The sequence below is a fragment of the Bacillus sp. SYZHCR11 genome, assembly GCF_057196865.1.
Map to the genome: position 1 here is coordinate 1,166,532 of NZ_JBXUND010000001.1, position 17,592 is coordinate 1,184,123.

Consider the following 17,592-nt stretch of genomic DNA (forward strand, 5'->3'; position numbering starts at 1 on the left):
CCTTATGGGTTCGTTGTCTTCACACTTTTAGATATACCCCATTTCCGATTGTTTAAACAATCTTACATCTATTAAGACGTGTGATCCTTTAACATGGTTTCAATTTTTTTAAAATGGTGTGTAATCGACGTTTTTGGTATAACGGTTTGCCGCGTCCCACAATAAAAATTCGTCAATTCCTTCATCATGCAGCGCTTTAACCTGGTCCTCCACCTGGCGTTTCCCGTACTTTTGATAATTTCCGCTGCCGAGATATGATGCCGTGAAGTCCTGAAGCCACGGACGCGATACAGGCGGGTGTTTCAGCTTGGACAGCTTTTTATTTTCCACCTTCGCGTATTCTTTGACGACATTGTAGGGCTCAAGATCCGGTTTATCAATGCCGAAATAGCTTGTCCAATGGCTCGGATAAATCATGGATGAAATGACATCGACCTGGTCTGAAATTTTGCTGAAATTCTGGCCGATACCAGGCGCTTCAGGCAGCGTGGCTGAATAGCCGAAAATATCAACCGACACATCCGCGCCGTACGGCTTGAGTTTTTTCTTCGCATAACCGACAAAATCGGTGACGGCGTGAACGCGTTTTTGCACATTGCTGTCTGCTGTTTTTCCGTAATCGCCGTGTCCGTATGTCAGTTCGTCATCACGTTTTTCAAACCCTTCAGGAAAACGGACATAATCAAACTGAATTTCTTGAAAACCCATCTTTACGGCTTGTTTTGCAATCTTTACATTGTAATCCCATACTTCTTTCATAAACGGATTGACGAACGATTCGCCGCGGCCGTTTTTCCAGACACTTCCGTTTTTTTCTTTAAAGGACCACTCGGGCTTTTTATTCGCGAGTTCGCTGTCTTTAAATACGACAATACGCGCGATCGGATAGATCTTTTTTTCCTCCAGCTTTTTCATCATCTTTTTTGGGTCTTTGATGTACGGCTTGGCGATTTTGGCATACTCAGAATGGCCGTCCGGCTTAAAGGTGAGGTTCCCGTTGTCGTCCTTGACATCAATCACCATTGTATTGAGCTCCGTTTTGTCCACAAAGTCTGTCAGCTCCCCGAATTTGCTTCCTCCCGCTGAATGTCCTGTGACGTAAATGCCCCGCACCTTATCAGGATGTGAAAAATGCAGCCCTGACGGATAAGCGAACCGTGCATTTGATTTCGGCAATTCTTTTTCAGCCAGTGCTACTTTTACAAGCGGCTGCTCCTCTTTCACAGCGGCATGGGCCGGATAAGCGGCTGCACTGATAAACAGTCCCGCACAAATGGCGCACAAAATGGTTTTCATACTGATCTCCCCCTTTTTTTCCATTATAGAAAAACGGGAGCAGGCTTAATAAACTTGAATGTGCGCAAAAAAATCCTCCAAGACTCAGTCTTGGAGGATGATACGTTTATAGATAGGTTTTAAATTCAGCTTCTGTGCACATGACAAAATGTCCCGGTTTCACTTCTCTGAATTCCATTTTTTCTCCTTCTTGGAGCTGATGAACTGCCGGATCGTATTTCTTTCGCGTGCGATTTCTTTCATAATCCGGATCAGGGAGCGGGATAGCGGACAGCAATGATTTCGTATATGGGTGAAGCGGGTTTTCGTAAAGCTCATCCGCCGGCGCAAGCTCCACCAATTTTCCGAAATACATGACGCCGATGCGGTCGCTGATGTATTTGACCATTGATAAATCATGGGCGATAAACAGGTAAGTGAGCCCTTTTTCTTTCTGCAATTCTTTCATTAAATTGACGACTTGCGCCTGAATGGAGACATCAAGCGCCGAAATCGGTTCGTCCGCGATGATAAACTCCGGATCAACCGCCAGCGCTCTGGCGATTCCGATACGCTGGCGCTGTCCGCCTGAAAATTCATGCGGGTAGCGGTTGGCGTGCTCTTTATTTAAACCGACCGTTTCCAGCAGTTCGTGAACCCGCTGCATCCGCTCTTTTTTCGTTTTTGCCAGGCGGTGAATATCTATTCCCTCGGCAATAATGTCGGCGACTGTCATTCTCGGATTTAAAGATGCGTACGGATCCTGGAAAATCATCTGCATTTTCCGGTTAAACTCCAGCAGCTTCTTGCGGGATTTTTTCCCGTGGACATTTTCCCCGTTAAAGAGAACTTCCCCGCCGGTTGCCTCATACAGCCGGATAATACTGCGGCCCGTCGTTGATTTACCGCAGCCCGATTCTCCGACAAGGCCTAGCGTTTCGCCTTTATAAATATCAAATGACAAATCATCTACGGCTTTTACCGTTCCTTTCTGCGTGAAAAAATGCTGTTTTAAGTGTTTGATTTCGAGAAGTTTCTCAGTCATTTTTTTCACCTTCCTTCATTAAAACAGGATGCTGATACGTATTCGGAAGCTGACGGATTTTAGCCTTCACCGCTTCAGGCGGCTCGACCTTAGGCGCATCAGGATGCAGAAGCCACGATTTCACAAAATGCGTATCAGACACTTTATACATCGGCGGTTCCTGTTCAAAGTCAATTTTCATCGCATATGAGCTGCGGAGCGCAAATGCATCCCCTTTCGGAGGATTCGTCAGATCAGGCGGCGTACCCGGGATGGCCGTCAGTTTTTCCTGATCGGTGCTGTCCAGACTCGGCATTGAGGCAAGCAGCCCCCACGTATACGGATGGCGCGGATCATAAAAGATTTCATCCACCGTGCCCGATTCGACGACCTGACCCGCGTACATGACGGCGACCCGGTCGGCGACATTGGCGACAACGCCGAGATCATGCGTGATAAAAATGATAGACGTATCAATTTTCTTTTGCAGATCTTTCATCAGCTCAAGGATCTGTGCCTGAATCGTCACATCAAGCGCTGTTGTCGGTTCATCGGCAATTAACAGTTTCGGATTTGCCGCAAGCGCCATCGCGATGACGACACGCTGTCTCATACCGCCTGAAAATTCATGGGGGAATTGGCCGATCCGCTTTTCGGGCATCGGAATTCCGACGAGATCAAGCAGCTCTATGGCGCGCTTTTTCGCCGCTTCACTTGAGATTTTTTCATGTTTGAAAAGCACTTCCGTAATTTGTTTGCCGACTCTCATCGTCGGGTTCAGAGAGGTCATCGGATCTTGGAAAATCATTCCGATGTCCTTTCCTCTGATGGCCTGCATTTCTTTTTCGGACATCGGCACGATATCGCGTCCGTCAAAAAGAATCTGTCCTCTTTTAAAGTAGCCCGGCGGCATCGGAATCAGCTTCATAATCGCTTGGGAGGTCACACTTTTTCCGGAACCCGACTCCCCCACGATCGCCAGCGTCTCTCCTTTATTCAAATGGAAATTGACGCCGCGGATTGCCTGTACCTCTCCGCCGTATGTTTTAAATGAAATGGCTAAGTCTTTTACTTCTAGCAAACGTGTCACTCATATCACTCCTTATTTGCGTAACTTAGGATCCAGCGCGTCTCTTAACCCGTCGCCGACAACGTTAAAGCCGAACATCGCCAGGCAGATAAAGCCGGCAGGGAAGAACAGACGCCAAGGGTAATAGGTTAATGCAGGCAATCCGTCTGAGGCCATCGTTCCCCAGCTCGCAAGCGGCGCAGGTACGCCGAGGCCCAAATAACTTAAAAACGCTTCTGTAAAAATCGCCGTCGGAACCGTCAGTGTCATCGTTACGAGTATAGAGCCCATCGCGTTCGGGACGATATGCTTAAACAAAAGCCGGCCGGTTTTGGCACCGAGTGTCTGTGAAGCAAGCACATACTCCTGATTCTTTAATTGCAGCACCTGTCCGCGGACGATCCTCGCCATATTGATCCAGCCCGTGATCGTCATGGCGACGATAATGGTGAGCAATCCTTTCGGCAGGACAACCATCAGCAAAATAACCATTAATAATGAAGGAACAGCCCACAGAATGTCGGCGATGCGCATCATCACTTCATCTGTGCGTCCGCCGCGGAATCCGGAAATGCTGCCCCAGATTACGCCGATCAATAAATCAAGCACGGCAGCTGCGACACCGATAAAGATGGAAATCCGCGCGCCCACCCATGTCCGGACGAATATATCCCTTCCAAGGTCATCCGTGCCGAACCAATGATCTTTCGACGGCGCTTTATCCGCATTTAATAGATTGGTAGTGGCATAATCATACCTTGAAAAGATAGGCGCAAAAATCGCCATCAGAATAATAAGAACGATCAGTACGAACCCGACCATCGCAAGCTTATTGCTGCGGAAGCGGAGCATGGCGTCTTTCCAGAGGGAAAGGCTTTTTTTATTTATTTTTTCGGCATCGCCGGCATTAGCTGAAGCTGGTTCAAACATATTTTTAGGAATGTTCTGCATGGTCTAGGCTCCTTTCTTTGCTTTGGAAAGCTTGATTCTCGGATCGATTAATCCGTACAGCACGTCTACAATTAATACGCATAGAAGCAGGAGCACGCTGAAGAACACGGTAACTCCCATAATGACCGTATAATCACGGTTTGTAATGCTGTTTACAAAATGCGCGCCTAAACCGGGAATTCCGAAAATGGATTCAATGATGAAACTTCCCGTTAAAATAGATGCCGCCATCGGCCCCATATATGTCACGACCGGCAAAAGCGCATTTCGCAGCGCATGGCGCACGGTGACTGACGGACGGGAAAGTCCTTTAGCTTTTGCAGTCCGTATGTAATCGCTGTTTAACACTTCAATCATGCTTGAACGGGAGAGTCTGGCAATGAACGCCATCGGCATGGAAGCGAGCGCAATGGAGGGCAGAAAGGTGTATGCCCAGGATTCCCACCCTGCGACCGGGAACAGTTCTAATTTAATTGAGAAAATATATTGCAAAATCGTCGCCAATATAAAGCTCGGAACTGAGATCCCAAAGATCGTTAAAATCGCAATGGTATAATCCTGCCATTTATTATGGTACAGGGCAGCAAGCACCCCGAAAAGCACACCGAACGCTAAAGCGAGGAGAATAGCTTCTGCACCGAGAGTGAATGAGACGGGGAAGCCTGAATTGATTAAATCATTAACACTTTGGCCTTTATATTTAAAAGAAGGCCCGAAGTCCCACATCGCCACAGATTTTAAGTAGCTGACATATTGAACGAAAAGAGGCTTGTCCAAACCATAGTGTTCGTTTAAGTTTGCCTCAATTTCAGGCGGCAGCTTTCTTTCGCCGGAAAATGGTCCGCCCGGCGCTGCCTGCATTAAGAAGAACGTGGCGGTCACAATCACAAACAATGTGATGATCATGTAAATGAATCGTTTACCGATATATTTCAGCAAGGTGAACACCTCCATGTTTTTTACAATTTTATACGTAATCAGTAAGAAAGGTATATGGGGACATCCTCCCCATATACCTTGGGTCTTTTGTTTTCAGAACCGGCTTTTATTCAAAAGAAGCGTTTCTGAAGTAAACTTCGCCTGTTCCTGTCAAGATCACATTTTTGAGGTTTTTATCCTGCACCCAAGGATCCGTATAGAAATAAACTGGCGCGACCGGCATTGCGTCGATAAAGATCTTTTCTGCTTTTTTCAGCTCTTCGATACGTTTATCCGGATCCGTTTCAAGCTGAGATTGGTTCAGCAGCTTTTTAAACTCAGGATCTTCCCACCCGGTATCATTGTTTCCGCCTTCTTTATCACGGAACAATTCAAGGAAGTTGATCGGATCGTTGAAATCGCCGAGCCAGCCCATACGCCCGATTTGGTAGTTTTGGCTGTGCAGCTTGTCGATGTAAACATTCCATTCGGAGTTATCAAGTTCAACTTTGACGCCCAAGTTCTTTTTCCACATTTCCTGTACGGCCTGCGCGATTTTCGCATGTGCGTCATCCGTATTGTAGGACAGCTTGATCGCCGGAAGGTCAGAGGCATTCTTAACGCCTAATTCCTTCAGTCCTTTATTTAAGAATTCTTTAGCTGATTTGACGTCATTGTCTTTGAAGTAACCTTTTGTGTTATCCTTGAATCCCTTCATTGACGGCGGCACCGCAGCCATGGCCGGGATTTGTTCGCCCTGCGTTACATTTTTCACGATGGACGAGCGGTCGATCGCATAAGCAAGGGCTTTACGGATGTTAACATTGTTCAGCGGTTTCGCTTCTGTGTTGAATTTGTACCAATACACGCCTGCGATCGGTTCAACGTGAAGAGATCCGTCTTTTTTCAATGTCGGCAGAGATTCAGTCGGAAGCTGGCCGAGCGGCATTCCTGCCCAGTCAAGCTCACCGGCCTGGAATTTTTTCAGTTCGGTGTTGTTATTGTTAATCATCACCATGTTGATTTTCTTCAATTTCACAGCGTCTTTATCCCAATATTGATCGTTCTTTTCGAGCGTGATGGAACCGCTGTGTTTCCAGGCCGTCATTTTGAACGGGCCGTTTGACACATAATTTTCGCCCGCGTTTGTGTTCCAGTTTTTATGTTTTTCGGCGATTTTCTTGTTGATCGGCATATACGTATAGAATGAAGTTAATTGCGTGAAATAAGGTGTCGGGTTATTCAGTTCAACCTTTAATGTTTTGTCATTTACGGCTTTTACGCCTACATCATCAATCTTGCCTTTTCCTGTATTGGCAGCTTCAGCGCCTTTGATGTAGTAGAGCTGATAAGCGTATTGTGATTCGTTGTTCGGGTCAAGCGCCCATTTCCATGCATATTCAAAATCCTGCGCCGTCACAGGGTCGCCGTTAGACCATTTCGCACCGTCACGAATCGTAAATGTATAGGTCTTTCCGTCTTTGCTTGTTTCAATTTTAGATGCCATTCCTTCTTCAGGCTCACCTTTGGAGTTTACGCGTGTCAATCCTTCAAAAGTCTGTCGGATTACGCCTCCTGAAACGGAATCATTCGCTAAACCCGGATGCAATGAGAACGGCTCGGTTTTAATATTGATATTAAGTGAAGTCTGTCCTTTGGTGTCTTTTTTGCCGCCGCCTGATCCGCCGCTGAATCCGCCGCACGCACTTAATACAAGCGAGAAGATAAGCATCAAACCTACAATAGACCAACGCTTTTTCATGCACTAACCCCCTAATCAAATTTTTCAGCCTTTACTACTAAATACTCAGAAATATCAGACAAAATAACTTAATATTTTTCTAAACTTTAATTGTGTTCCGTCTTTTCTGATTATTTTATGTAAAGAAGCTGTAACAATAGAGTGAACAAGTTCATTATAATGAAATGAATAATTTATTGCAATACTATTTTCTCAATTTAAAATATTTAAATTTGGTCAGTTTTTCTGTCAAAAAGGTGATACACTTCTATAGTTTAAAGCATGACCTAACTAAATTTTTTTAATGTAATTTCCAGTTCATATTGCTTTTTACATATAATATTCGTTATACGAAATGTTGATATACGTTATCATTTAAGCATTTTCAGTTCTTTTTGAGGATTTCCACCCCTAAAGTAAACTGGAAATAAGCTTGTATTCCTCTGATGACATTTGGCTATAATTGATTTATAATAGATCAATCAAATACATTTGTTGTGATTGCGATGATGAAGAGTAGTACACATTTTCATCCGTTTGAAGAGAGTCTGCGGTGCTGGGAGCAGGTAACGGGCGATGTGGAATGGACTTCTGAGCAGCTGACCGAACGTTAGTAGGCCCAGCCGGAGCAGCCTCCGTTACCAACGTCTCGAGCGATTCCATTGTAATGGAATAATCAGGGTGGCACCACGGTTCATTCGTCCCTTTTTTCTACGGGAAGAATGGGCTTTTTTTATTATGTTTTAAGAAATGAGGTAAGAACTATGAAGAAAACGATTTTTTCAGGCATTCAGCCGAGCGGTTCCGTTACCCTCGGCAACTACATCGGCGCAATGAAGCAATTTGTTGATTTGCAGCATGACTACAACGGCTACTTCTGTATTGTCGATCAGCATGCGATTACGGTTCCGCAGGATCGGCTTGAGCTGCGGAAGAACATCCGCAATCTCGCGGCTCTTTATCTGGCCGTCGGACTTGATCCCGAGAAAGCGACCCTCTTTATCCAGTCGGAGGTTCCCGCTCATGCCCAGGCGGGGTGGATGCTCCAATGCGTCGCATATATCGGCGAGCTTGAGCGGATGACTCAATTTAAGGATAAGTCAAAGGGCAAAGAAGCCGTCGTGTCCGGACTGTTAACCTATCCGCCGCTGATGGCCGGCGATATTTTACTGTACGGAACGGATCTTGTTCCGGTCGGAGAAGACCAAAAACAGCATCTTGAACTGACCCGCAACCTGGCGGAACGCTTTAATAAAAAATACAATGACATCTTCACGATTCCTGAGGTGAAAATTCCTGAATCAGGCGCGCGCATCATGTCACTGGCTGATCCGCTCAAAAAAATGAGCAAATCAGATCCGAACCAAAAGGCATTCATCACACTGCTTGATGAGCCGAAGCAGCTCGAGAAGAAAATCAAGAGCGCCGTGACTGATTCTGAAGGCATTGTAAAGTATGATAAAGAAAACAAACCGGGCGTTTCTAATCTTTTGACGATTTATTCTATTTTAGGAAACACATCAATTGAAGAATTAGAAGCTAAATATGAAGGCAAAGGGTACGGTGAATTCAAAAGCGATTTAGCCGAAGTCGTTATCGGCGCATTGACACCGATCCAAGAGCGCTACCGTGAATTAATTGAGAGCGACGAGCTTGACCGCATTCTCGACGAAGGGGCGGCGCGCGCAAACAAAACGGCCGGCAAAATGGTGAAGAAAATGGAAAACGCCATGGGTCTCGGACGGAAAAGAAGATAAAAAAAAAGAGGCGGGAGAATCCCCGCCTCTTTTTTTAGTTCACTTTTGATTCCTGTTCCATTTCCCAAAGCTTTTCGAAAAACGGCTGCCCTTTAATCAAATTTTCACAGAACGCAAGATGTTTATCCGACCAGCCTTCAATTGTTTCATTGTAAAGCATGTCCCAGATCTCTTCAAAACTCATCCGTTTGATCTGCTCATACATATGCGGATTCCATTCCGTGTACCAATACACAATTTCCGCACGGTTTTTCAGCCCTTTCAGCTGGTCGAGCGCCATAAACATCAGCTGCTTGATCTGCCGCTCTTTTCTCGTCAGACCTCTGACATGCTCCGGCGCCAATGACAAAATGTGATATTCCTTTGAAGACTCCAATTGCGACGGCTCAAATTGAAACGATTCCGGTTCTACATCCTTTACCATTTCATAAACAAGCTGCTCCTGTCTCGGAATCAGGCGGCTCTTTCTGACCGGAATGGTATACCCGATCGTATCCACGGCAATGATGCCGATCCCGTCTGTCACGACAAAACAGTACTCCAGCTTTGTCCGCTCATGATTTTTTCGCACGTATGACTTCTGGTGGACTTGGTCAAGCAGCTCTTTCGGAAGCTCTGATAAGTCGTTTTCTATGTAATGAAATAATACTGACGGCACTCTGAGCAGCGGCGTCTGATCCAAAAGCTCAACCGTGTCTTCCTTCCGCCATTCGTGAAAATGGCATACATTGTAGCCGTTTTCTTCCCCTTCAAACCAATTAACCCATACATCATGAAGAAATAACATATTCGACCCCTCACTTTATAAAAACTGTTGTCCACAGTATAGGCAAGGGATAGATAAATTATTCCATTTCAATATGAGATTTCCGTTTTACGGAGCTGGATTTCCGACTGCATTGCAACAAAAAAATCTCCCGTTCGTCCGGGAGATCATTTCACATTTTTCGGATCAAGCGCATCACGCAGCCCGTCTCCGACAAAGTTGAAGCACAATACGGTAAGAAGGATCAACAAACCCGGGAATAACGGGTACCACCAAGCCTGTATCATAAGCGTAAAGTTCTGTGCATCCTGAAGCATATTGCCCCAGCTTGCGATCGGCGGCTGAATCCCGAAACCGAGATAACTTAATGTAGATTCCGCCAAAATAACCGTTCCCACCTTTAATGTGGCTGAGACGATAATCGGTCCGAGCGCATTCGGCAGTATATGAGAAAAGATGATGTGATGGTTTTTTGTACCGATCGTCTTTGCAGCTAATACAAACTCTCTGGAACGAAGCGATAAAAACTCTCCTCGGACAAGGCGTGCCGTTGTTGTCCAGCCTGTAAGGGAGAAAATTAAAATTAATTTATCCATTCCGGGCTGAAAAATCGTAACAAGTGTAATTAACAAAAATATATCAGGTATGGATAATACGATATCAACGGTTCTCATGAGAACGGCATCGACAAACCCTTTAAAATATCCGGCAACGGCTCCGACAACTGTCCCGATTGTAATCGCGCCGATCACAGAAGCGAATCCGACAAGCAAGGAGACGCGCGCCCCGTACAGAACCCTCGTAAAGATGTCTCTTCCGAATTTATCAGTTCCCATTAGATGTTTTAAGCTCGGCGGCTTCAAACGATTGATGAGAGATTGACTCTCCGGAGAGTAAGGAGCGATTACCGAAGCGAATAAAGCTGACAAGATAATGATGGTTAATATAACGGCTCCGATTACAGCTAGTTTATTTTGAAAGAACTTTTCGAAAAAAATCTTCGTCATTGTTTCCGGTTTGGATTGAATATTTTCCTTTAATTTCACTTCGCTGGGGGGTGTGCCGGTATTTGGCTGTAACATTTGACCTCTCACCTCTCTTTGTTAATATTCAATGCGGGGATCAACCAGCGCATATAAGATGTCCGCAATTAAATTCCCCACTACAACCAAAACAGCTGAAATGACCGTCATGGCCATGATAACCGGATAATCCCGCGAAAAGGCTGAATCAATAAACAATTTGCCGAGACCCGGCCAAGTAAAAATCTGTTCTACCACTACCGCTCCCCCGATAAATGACGGTATCATCAAACCAAAAATAGTGATGACAGGAAGAAGTCCGTTTCTCAAACCGTGTTTAAAAATCACTTTATTATCTCGGAATCCTTTCGCACGCGCCGTTCGTATATAATCCTGTTTTAACACATCAAGCATACTGGATCTTGTGTATCTCGTTATCCCTGCCATGTCTGCCGTGGCGAGCACAAAAGCAGGCAGAATCAAGTGATGCAATCGGTCAAATATGTTAAAGTCAGCATTCAAAGTGCTTACTCCGCCAGTGGGAAACCACCCCAGATTTACAGATAAAACCATGATTAAAATCAAACCGAACCAAAAATTCGGAATGGCAAGCCCTAAAAATGAAGTAACAGTTATCCCGTAATCCAATTTTGAATAAGGACGTTTCGCTGACAGAACACCAAATGGAATAGAAATCAGAAGAGCGACAAGGGTTGAGAAAAGCATAAGCACAATCGTATTCGGTAAGCGGGATAAGATAAGTTCAGAAACCGGAGTGCCTTTCTTGACGATAGAAGTCCCAAAATCCCCTTGCAGCATATTCCCCAGCCATTTCACATATTGAACAGGTTCCGGATCATTCAACCCGTATTTTTCAATGAATTTCGCCCTGTCCGCTTGACTGATTGTAGGGTCCATCATAAGTGACATCGGGTCTCCCGGCGCTGCTTTCATGATGGCAAACGACAAAATTGTAATGCCTAAGAGAATCGGCAAGGACATTAATGTTCGCCGTAAAATATATGTAACCATATTCTTGTCCCCTTTTTAAATAGGATAAGAGAGGAAAGGAACCTCCTTCCCTCTCCAGGGCTTTTGCTATTTTTGATCCAGCCACCATTTTTCAATATTGTACAAGTCATTTTTAGGGTGGAATACATAGCCTTGTAAATTATTCGGCATCGCTCTGTGGTAATTGTAATAGAATAAGAAGCTGTACGGCTGATCTTCAGCTATCAATTTGTATATCTCTTCATACTTCTTTTGGTATTCTTTTCTGTCTGTAATTGTCTTCGCTTCTTCAAGCAGCTTATCGACTTTCGGGTTTTTATACCAGATATTATTCAGCCCGTTTTTCGATTGGCTTGAATGGAAGATAGAGAATTGATCCGGGAACGTTGCAAGACTCCATCCGAGAAGAAGAGCGTCATAATCCCAATTAGGGGCACTTGTCTGTTCGATTAACGCACTGAATTCAACAATTCGCGGTTTAGCCTCGATTCCCACTTCTTTTAATTGCTGCTGAACGACAACAGCTAAATCTTCACGAATTTTATTGCCTTGATTCGTTTTAATTTCAAATGAGAATTTTTTTCCGTCTTTATCAAGGTAGCCGTCACCGTCATGGTCTTCCCATCCGGCTTCTTTTAGCAGCTGCTTTGCTTTTTTCGGATTATAATCAAATGTCGGCACTTTAGACTTCGGATAATTCCATGACAGCGGACTCTCAGGAACATCCGCTACCTTACCGTCTCCGTTCAGCACTTGATCCACCATTGCCTGCCTGTCAAGAGCGTAAGTCAATGCCTGACGCACTTTTTTGTCCTTAAAAAGCTCTTTTTTCTCATTCCAGCCGATATAGCTGTAGTTTAAGCCAAGATCAGATTTGACCTTCACGTTTCCAAACGTTTTAACCGTATCAAAATCTGTGCCCGGCACAACGAAGAAATCAATATCTCCCGCTTTTAACTGGGCCACGGCCGCGTTAGAATCAGGAATTGTTTTGACTGTCACTGTATCAAGGTAAGGTCTGCCGCCAAAGTAATCATCATTTGCTTCCAGTTTGACATACTCACCTTTTTTCCACTCAACAAACTTAAACGGACCGGAGCCGATTGGATTTTTACGGTTAAATTCATTCTCTCCCAGATCTGCAACCGGCACCTTACCCAATATATGTTTTGGCAAAATACCGTAACTGTCGAGAACGACATTATAGAAATAGGCATCTTTTTTCTTCATTTTAAACTGAATTTCATATTTTCCTTTTTTCGTTACGGATTTAAGGGACTCAAAACCCGAGCCACGCTCACCGTTGTAATCCTTGTTAAGAGGGATGCTGTAGGTGAAAACAACATCATCGGCCGTCAGCTCTTTTCCATCATGGAATTTAACGCCTTTTTTCAGTTTTACATCATACGTTAATCCCCCGTCAGCTTCTGTTACTTTTTCAGCCAGCGACGGCTTGACGTTTAATTTCTCATCCGTTTCCAATAATGTGCTGTAAATCATGCCTTCAATATCAGAACTTGCAACATCGGTAGAATAAAGTGGATTAAAAAGTGTGGGTTCCCCGGTTGACCCGACAACCAAATCTCCGCCTTTTTGCGGTTTTCCTGCCGGTTTGGATTCGGTGCTTGTGGATTTTGAGCCGGAGCAGGCTGACAGGAAGATGGCGAGCGCCATAAAAACACTTAGCATCATCAGTGCGCTTTTACGTAATTTCATATCAATTCCCCCTTTGTGATATATATGCAGCAAACTGGTTATGTAATCCGGCATACCCCCTCTCGATGCTTGTCATTTCAGGCATATAAATGGCAGGCGACGTAATGGCCGGGAGCGGCTTCTTCAAATGCCGGGATTTGTTCCTTGCAGATCGGTTTGGCCATCGGGCACCGCGTGTGGAACACGCAGCCTTTCGGCGGGTTTGCCGGGCTTGGCAGTTCTCCTTTCAGGATGATTCGTTCCCGCTTGACGGCGTCTTTTTTTCTCGTGACGGGCACTGAAGACAAAAGCGCTTGCGTATAAGGGTGAAGCGGATTGCCGTACAGCTCGTGTTTATCGGTCAGCTCCATCATTTTTCCCAGATACATGACGCCGACTCTGTCGCTGATATGGCGGACAACACTCAAATCATGAGAAATAAACAAATAGGTCAGGTTGAATTCATCCTGCAGTTCTTCCATCAGATTGATGACTTGGGCCTGAATGGAGACATCGAGTGCGGAAACGGGTTCATCCGCAATAATCAGCTCGGGATTCAACGTCAGAGCCCGCGCAATCCCGATCCGCTGGCGCTGCCCCCCGGAAAATTCGTGCGGATAGCGGTTTGCAAAGCTCGGGTGAAGGCCGACTTTCGCCAGCAGCTCCTCCACTCGCTCGTTCCGCTCGCTCATGCTGTACATATGGTGAGTCTGGAACGGCTCTTTAATAATGGAACGCAGCGTTTTCCTCGGGTTAAGGGATGCGAAGGGATCTTGGAATACCATCTGGATGTTTTTGCGGACGCTTTTTCTCAGCTTTTCTTCAGATAAGCCGGAGATATCCTGCCCCTTAAAGAGAATCCGGCCGTCTGTCGGCTTGTATAAACGGATCATCGTCCTTCCCGCCGTTGATTTGCCGCATCCTGATTCACCGACGATGCCGAGCGTCTCCCCGCGCTTCAGTGAAAAAGAAACGCCGTCAACAGCCTTTATATCACCGACTTTCCTTTGAAAAAAACCGGAGCGGATCGGGAAATATTTTTTTACGTCTTTCAGCTCTAAAATCGTTTCTTGGCCTGCAGCTGTCATTTTGATTGGGCACCCTCTTCCTCATATAAAAAACATCTTACAGAACGGCCGCTTTCATGCGTTATCAGCTCCGGCTGCCCTGTTTTGCATTTGTCCATCGCTTTTGAACACCTCGGGGCGAATCGGCAGCCTTCCGGAAGATTATCCGGTGTCGGGACACTGCCTTTGATCGCTTTTAATGTATCAATCTCTCCATCTATCACCGGTATGGAGTTTAACAGCCCTTCGGTATACGGATGAAGAGGGTTTAAAAATAAGTCCTCCACATTCGCACTCTCTACGACTTGTCCGCAATACATAACGATCACCCTGTCGGCGGCTTCGGAAACCACACCTAAATCGTGAGTGATCAGCAGAATGGAAGTATCGAATTTTTTGCAGAGGTCTTTCATCAGCTCCAATACTTGGGCTTGTATCGTCACATCAAGCGCCGTCGTCGGCTCATCAGCGATCAGAAGCTTCGGATTGCAGCTGAGCGCAATAGCGATCATCACCCTCTGTCTCATCCCTCCGGAAAGACGGTGCGGATATTCTTTCATCACTTGTTCCGCTCTGGAGAATCCGACGAGTTCCAGAAGCTCAACGGCTTTTTTAGCCGCTTCTTTTTTATTCATTTTTTTATGGTATTCAAGCACTTCGGTAATCTGTTCGCCGATGGTCAGCACCGGATTCAGGGAAGTCATGGGCTCCTGAAAGATCATAGAGACGTCATTTCCGCGGATTTTGCAATATTCGTTTTCGGTGAAGGAGGCCAGGTCCCTGCCTTCCAGCTTAATCGAGCCGTCCATAATTTTTCCGCCCGAGCTTTGGACAAGTCCCATAATAGAAAGCGAGGTGATGCTTTTGCCCGAGCCGGATTCTCCTACAAGAGCGACGGTTTCGCCTTTGTTAATGTGAAAATCAACCCCGTCGACTGCAGGGATCGGCTGTTTCTTTCTGAAAAAATAGGTCTTTAAATTATTCACTTCTAATAGTGTGCTCATGATACGCCCCTTTCTCATTCCGCTGAAGCAGAGGGAAACATACGTTTCGCTATCACAAAATATAGAATAGTCGAAAAATTTTATAGTTGTATATTATTACATCATTATTACAAAAGCAAGAATTTTTTAGGATAAATGTAATATCCTTAAATAATTTCCATTCTTTTAATCTATTAAAGCGTTGCTTCCAGAAAGGTTTTTGAAGGGATGGCCAATGCTTCTTTTACTGTTTTTTGATGGTCGGTTAAATATTTTTTTACTATATTGAATCCGACGGCATAGCCAAGCATTGAGGGGAAGTATCCTTTTCCGTATAACAGCTGGGAAAACATTCTGCTGTCTCTCGTTAAGCGGAGGTTCGGCTTGACTCTTTTTTCAAACAAAAAATCAAGCTGCTCAGGCGTATAGTAGGACGTCCATTCCGCCGTAAGACTTGAGCCGAACCGCTCATATACAGCATATTCTGCCAGCCCCTCCATCATGATTGTATCAAGAAATGTCTCATCTTTTTCGTCCTTTGTCACATGTTCTAACCGGCAGACGTGATTATATTCATGTGTCATAAGGGCGGATACAGCTGAATTGGAACTATCCGACGATAGAAAGAGGAACATTTTGTCCCGAAAGGCCAGACCGGATTTTGATCCGAATTCCTGACGGATTTTCCGGTTTCGTTCATCAACGGGCAAAACTACGATCGGCACGTCCGGCCCGTTCCACTTCTCCTTTAAATAGGCTTCCTCCTTTTGTATATGGCTGTAGCATCCTTTTTCTTTCAGCCGTTTACTGGTCCTAACGCCGTCCTTCAGATGGCGGAACATGCCGTGGTTTTGCAGCATCCCGAGTATCGGCTTCCACTCTTTCTTATCGGCCCCTGAAAAAAGCGGCAAAAGATGCGGGGCCAGGTCATTTACGGATGCCGCCTTTTCCATCCATTGATATGTCTGCTTGACGCTCATACCGGTTCGCCTCCTCTTGTTGTTATCATATGCACGCACAAAAAAACCGGCCACCTTTTTCAGGCAGCCGGTCAAAAACTGTATTATTGATATTTTTTAAAGATCAAAGTGGCATTATGTCCGCCGAAGCCGAGCGAGTTGCTGAGAACGATGTTGACATCCTGCTCGCGCGCTTTATCCGGTACATAATCTAAATCACACTCTTCATCAGGTGTTTCGATGTTAATCGTCGGCGGGATAATGCCGTCTTTAATTGCCATGACGGAGAAGATTGCTTCAATTCCTCCGGCAGCGCCTAACAAATGACCCGTCATTGATTTTGTCGAACTGACGGCAAGCTTGTACGCATGATCACCGAAAACGGTCTTAATGGCTTTTGTCTCGTATTTATCATTGTAGTACGTGCTTGTGCCGTGAGCGTTGATGTAATCAATTTCTTCAGGCTTGATGCCCGCATCTTTGATTGCTTCCTGCATCGCTCTCGCACCGCCTTCCCCGTCTTGGGCAGGCGCGGTAATGTGGTAGGCGTCACCCGTTGAGCCGTAGCCGACAATTTCCCCGTAGATTTTCGCACCGCGGGCAAGGGCATGCTCAAGCTCTTCAAGCACGACGATCCCCGCGCCTTCTCCCATGACAAAGCCGTCACGGTTTTTATCAAACGGGCGGCTTGCCGTTTTCGGATCAGGATTTGTAGAAAGGGCTTTGTTTGCGCTGAAGCCCGCAAATGACATTCTTGTCAGCGGCGCTTCCGTTCCGCCCGTAATCATCGCATCGGCATCGCCGCGCTGAATGACTTTAAACGCGTCACCGATAGAGTTCGTTCCCGTCGCACATGCCGTCACCGTACAGGAGTTGACTCCTTTTGCTCCGAGAGCGATTGAGATTTGGCCTGTCGCCATATCCGGAATCATCATCGGAACAAAGAACGGGCTGACCCTTCTCGGCCCTTTTGTCAGGAAGATTTCGAATTGGGATTCAAGCGTTTCAAGACCGCCGATTCCGGACCCGACCCAAACGCCGACTCTCGGCGCGATCTCGTCTGTGATGTTCAGACCGGCATCTTGAACGGCCATTTTCGCGGCTACGACAGCGTATTGCGTGAAGCGGTCCATTTTTCGCGCTTCTTTTTTATCCATGTGATTTTCAATATTGAAATCTTTCAATTCAGCAGCTACTTTCGCCGGATACTCGTCCGATTCCACACGTGTGATCGGTCCGATTCCGGATACGCCGCCGATTGCATTTTTCCAGCTTGTTTCGGCGTCGTTTCCAAGCGGAGACAGGGCTCCAAGCCCTGTAACGACTACTCTTTTTTTACTCATCTTGTGTGCAC

General features: G+C 45.7%; 15 protein-coding genes and 1 other annotated feature. Of the genes, 1 reads left to right on the plus strand and 14 read right to left on the minus strand.

All coding sequences use genetic code 11. The annotated features are described in order from the left end of the window. Positions 1 to 108: 108 nt before the first annotated feature. From AC2CGA_RS05275 to AC2CGA_RS05300, 6 genes are all read right to left on the minus strand, one after another. Complete coding sequence (locus AC2CGA_RS05275; RefSeq protein ID WP_003155036.1) at positions 109 to 1,296, minus strand: putative glycoside hydrolase; 1,188 nt, start codon at positions 1,294 to 1,296, stop codon at positions 109 to 111. Between the two features lie 106 nt (positions 1,297 to 1,402). Further along, positions 1,403 to 2,320, minus strand: coding sequence for an oligopeptide ABC transporter ATP-binding protein OppF (gene oppF, locus AC2CGA_RS05280; protein ID WP_003155037.1), 918 nt, complete (start codon positions 2,318 to 2,320; stop codon positions 1,403 to 1,405). Further along, on the minus strand, positions 2,313 to 3,389 hold the full coding sequence (locus AC2CGA_RS05285) for an ABC transporter ATP-binding protein (RefSeq protein WP_003155039.1): 1,077 nt from the start codon (positions 3,387 to 3,389) through the stop codon (positions 2,313 to 2,315). The genes oppF and AC2CGA_RS05285 overlap by 8 nt, the downstream gene beginning before the upstream one ends. A 12-nt stretch (positions 3,390 to 3,401) precedes the next feature. Beyond that, positions 3,402 to 4,319, minus strand: a complete 918-nt coding sequence (oppC, locus tag AC2CGA_RS05290; RefSeq protein WP_003155041.1) for an oligopeptide ABC transporter permease OppC — start codon at positions 4,317 to 4,319, stop codon at positions 3,402 to 3,404. A 3-nt stretch (positions 4,320 to 4,322) separates the two neighbouring features. Continuing rightward, positions 4,323 to 5,258, minus strand: coding sequence for an ABC transporter permease (locus AC2CGA_RS05295; protein ID WP_003155043.1), 936 nt, complete (start codon positions 5,256 to 5,258; stop codon positions 4,323 to 4,325). Positions 5,259 to 5,364: 106 nt separating this feature from the next. Then, the gene (locus AC2CGA_RS05300; RefSeq protein WP_012117282.1) at positions 5,365 to 6,999 is read right to left on the minus strand and encodes a peptide ABC transporter substrate-binding protein; all 1,635 of its coding nucleotides are present in this window, start codon (positions 6,997 to 6,999) and stop codon (positions 5,365 to 5,367) included. A 476-nt stretch (positions 7,000 to 7,475) separates the two neighbouring features. Then, positions 7,476 to 7,687 (plus strand) — a binding site (T-box leader). A 55-nt stretch (positions 7,688 to 7,742) separates the two neighbouring features. Between AC2CGA_RS05300 and trpS the strand changes: the two genes are divergently transcribed. Beyond that, entirely contained in the window at positions 7,743 to 8,735 is a 993-nt protein-coding gene (gene trpS, locus AC2CGA_RS05305) for a tryptophan--tRNA ligase (protein ID WP_014304785.1), read from the plus strand. 34 nt (positions 8,736 to 8,769) lie between these two features. Here the strand turns inward: trpS and AC2CGA_RS05310 are convergent, their stop codons facing one another. From AC2CGA_RS05310 to fabF, 8 genes are all read right to left on the minus strand, one after another. Beyond that, complete coding sequence (locus AC2CGA_RS05310; protein WP_014304784.1) at positions 8,770 to 9,522, minus strand: YjbA family protein; 753 nt, start codon at positions 9,520 to 9,522, stop codon at positions 8,770 to 8,772. A 146-nt stretch (positions 9,523 to 9,668) separates the two neighbouring features. Beyond that, entirely contained in the window at positions 9,669 to 10,583 is a 915-nt protein-coding gene (opp4C, locus tag AC2CGA_RS05315; RefSeq protein WP_003155049.1) for an oligopeptide ABC transporter permease, read from the minus strand. Positions 10,584 to 10,604: 21 nt separating this feature from the next. Further along, a complete protein-coding gene (locus AC2CGA_RS05320; RefSeq protein ID WP_003155051.1) occupies positions 10,605 to 11,555 on the minus strand; it encodes an ABC transporter permease in 951 nt (316 codons plus the stop codon). 66 nt (positions 11,556 to 11,621) lie between these two features. Then, positions 11,622 to 13,250, minus strand: a complete 1,629-nt coding sequence (locus AC2CGA_RS05325; RefSeq protein ID WP_003155052.1) for a peptide-binding protein — start codon at positions 13,248 to 13,250, stop codon at positions 11,622 to 11,624. Positions 13,251 to 13,327: 77 nt separating this feature from the next. After that, positions 13,328 to 14,317: an ABC transporter ATP-binding protein gene (locus AC2CGA_RS05330; RefSeq protein ID WP_003155053.1), complete on the minus strand. Its 990-nt coding sequence runs from the start codon at positions 14,315 to 14,317 to the stop codon at positions 13,328 to 13,330. Further along, positions 14,314 to 15,300, minus strand: coding sequence for an ABC transporter ATP-binding protein (locus tag AC2CGA_RS05335; RefSeq protein ID WP_048367994.1), 987 nt, complete (start codon positions 15,298 to 15,300; stop codon positions 14,314 to 14,316). The genes AC2CGA_RS05330 and AC2CGA_RS05335 overlap by 4 nt, the downstream gene beginning before the upstream one ends. A gap of 173 nt (positions 15,301 to 15,473) precedes the next feature. After that, positions 15,474 to 16,259 (minus strand): DUF2268 domain-containing putative Zn-dependent protease, encoded by a 786-nt coding sequence (locus AC2CGA_RS05340; protein WP_012117278.1) that lies wholly within the window; start codon positions 16,257 to 16,259, stop codon positions 15,474 to 15,476. 83 nt (positions 16,260 to 16,342) lie between these two features. Then, a complete protein-coding gene (fabF, locus tag AC2CGA_RS05345; RefSeq protein WP_003155056.1) occupies positions 16,343 to 17,581 on the minus strand; it encodes a beta-ketoacyl-ACP synthase II in 1,239 nt (412 codons plus the stop codon). Positions 17,582 to 17,592: the final 11 nt, after the last annotated feature.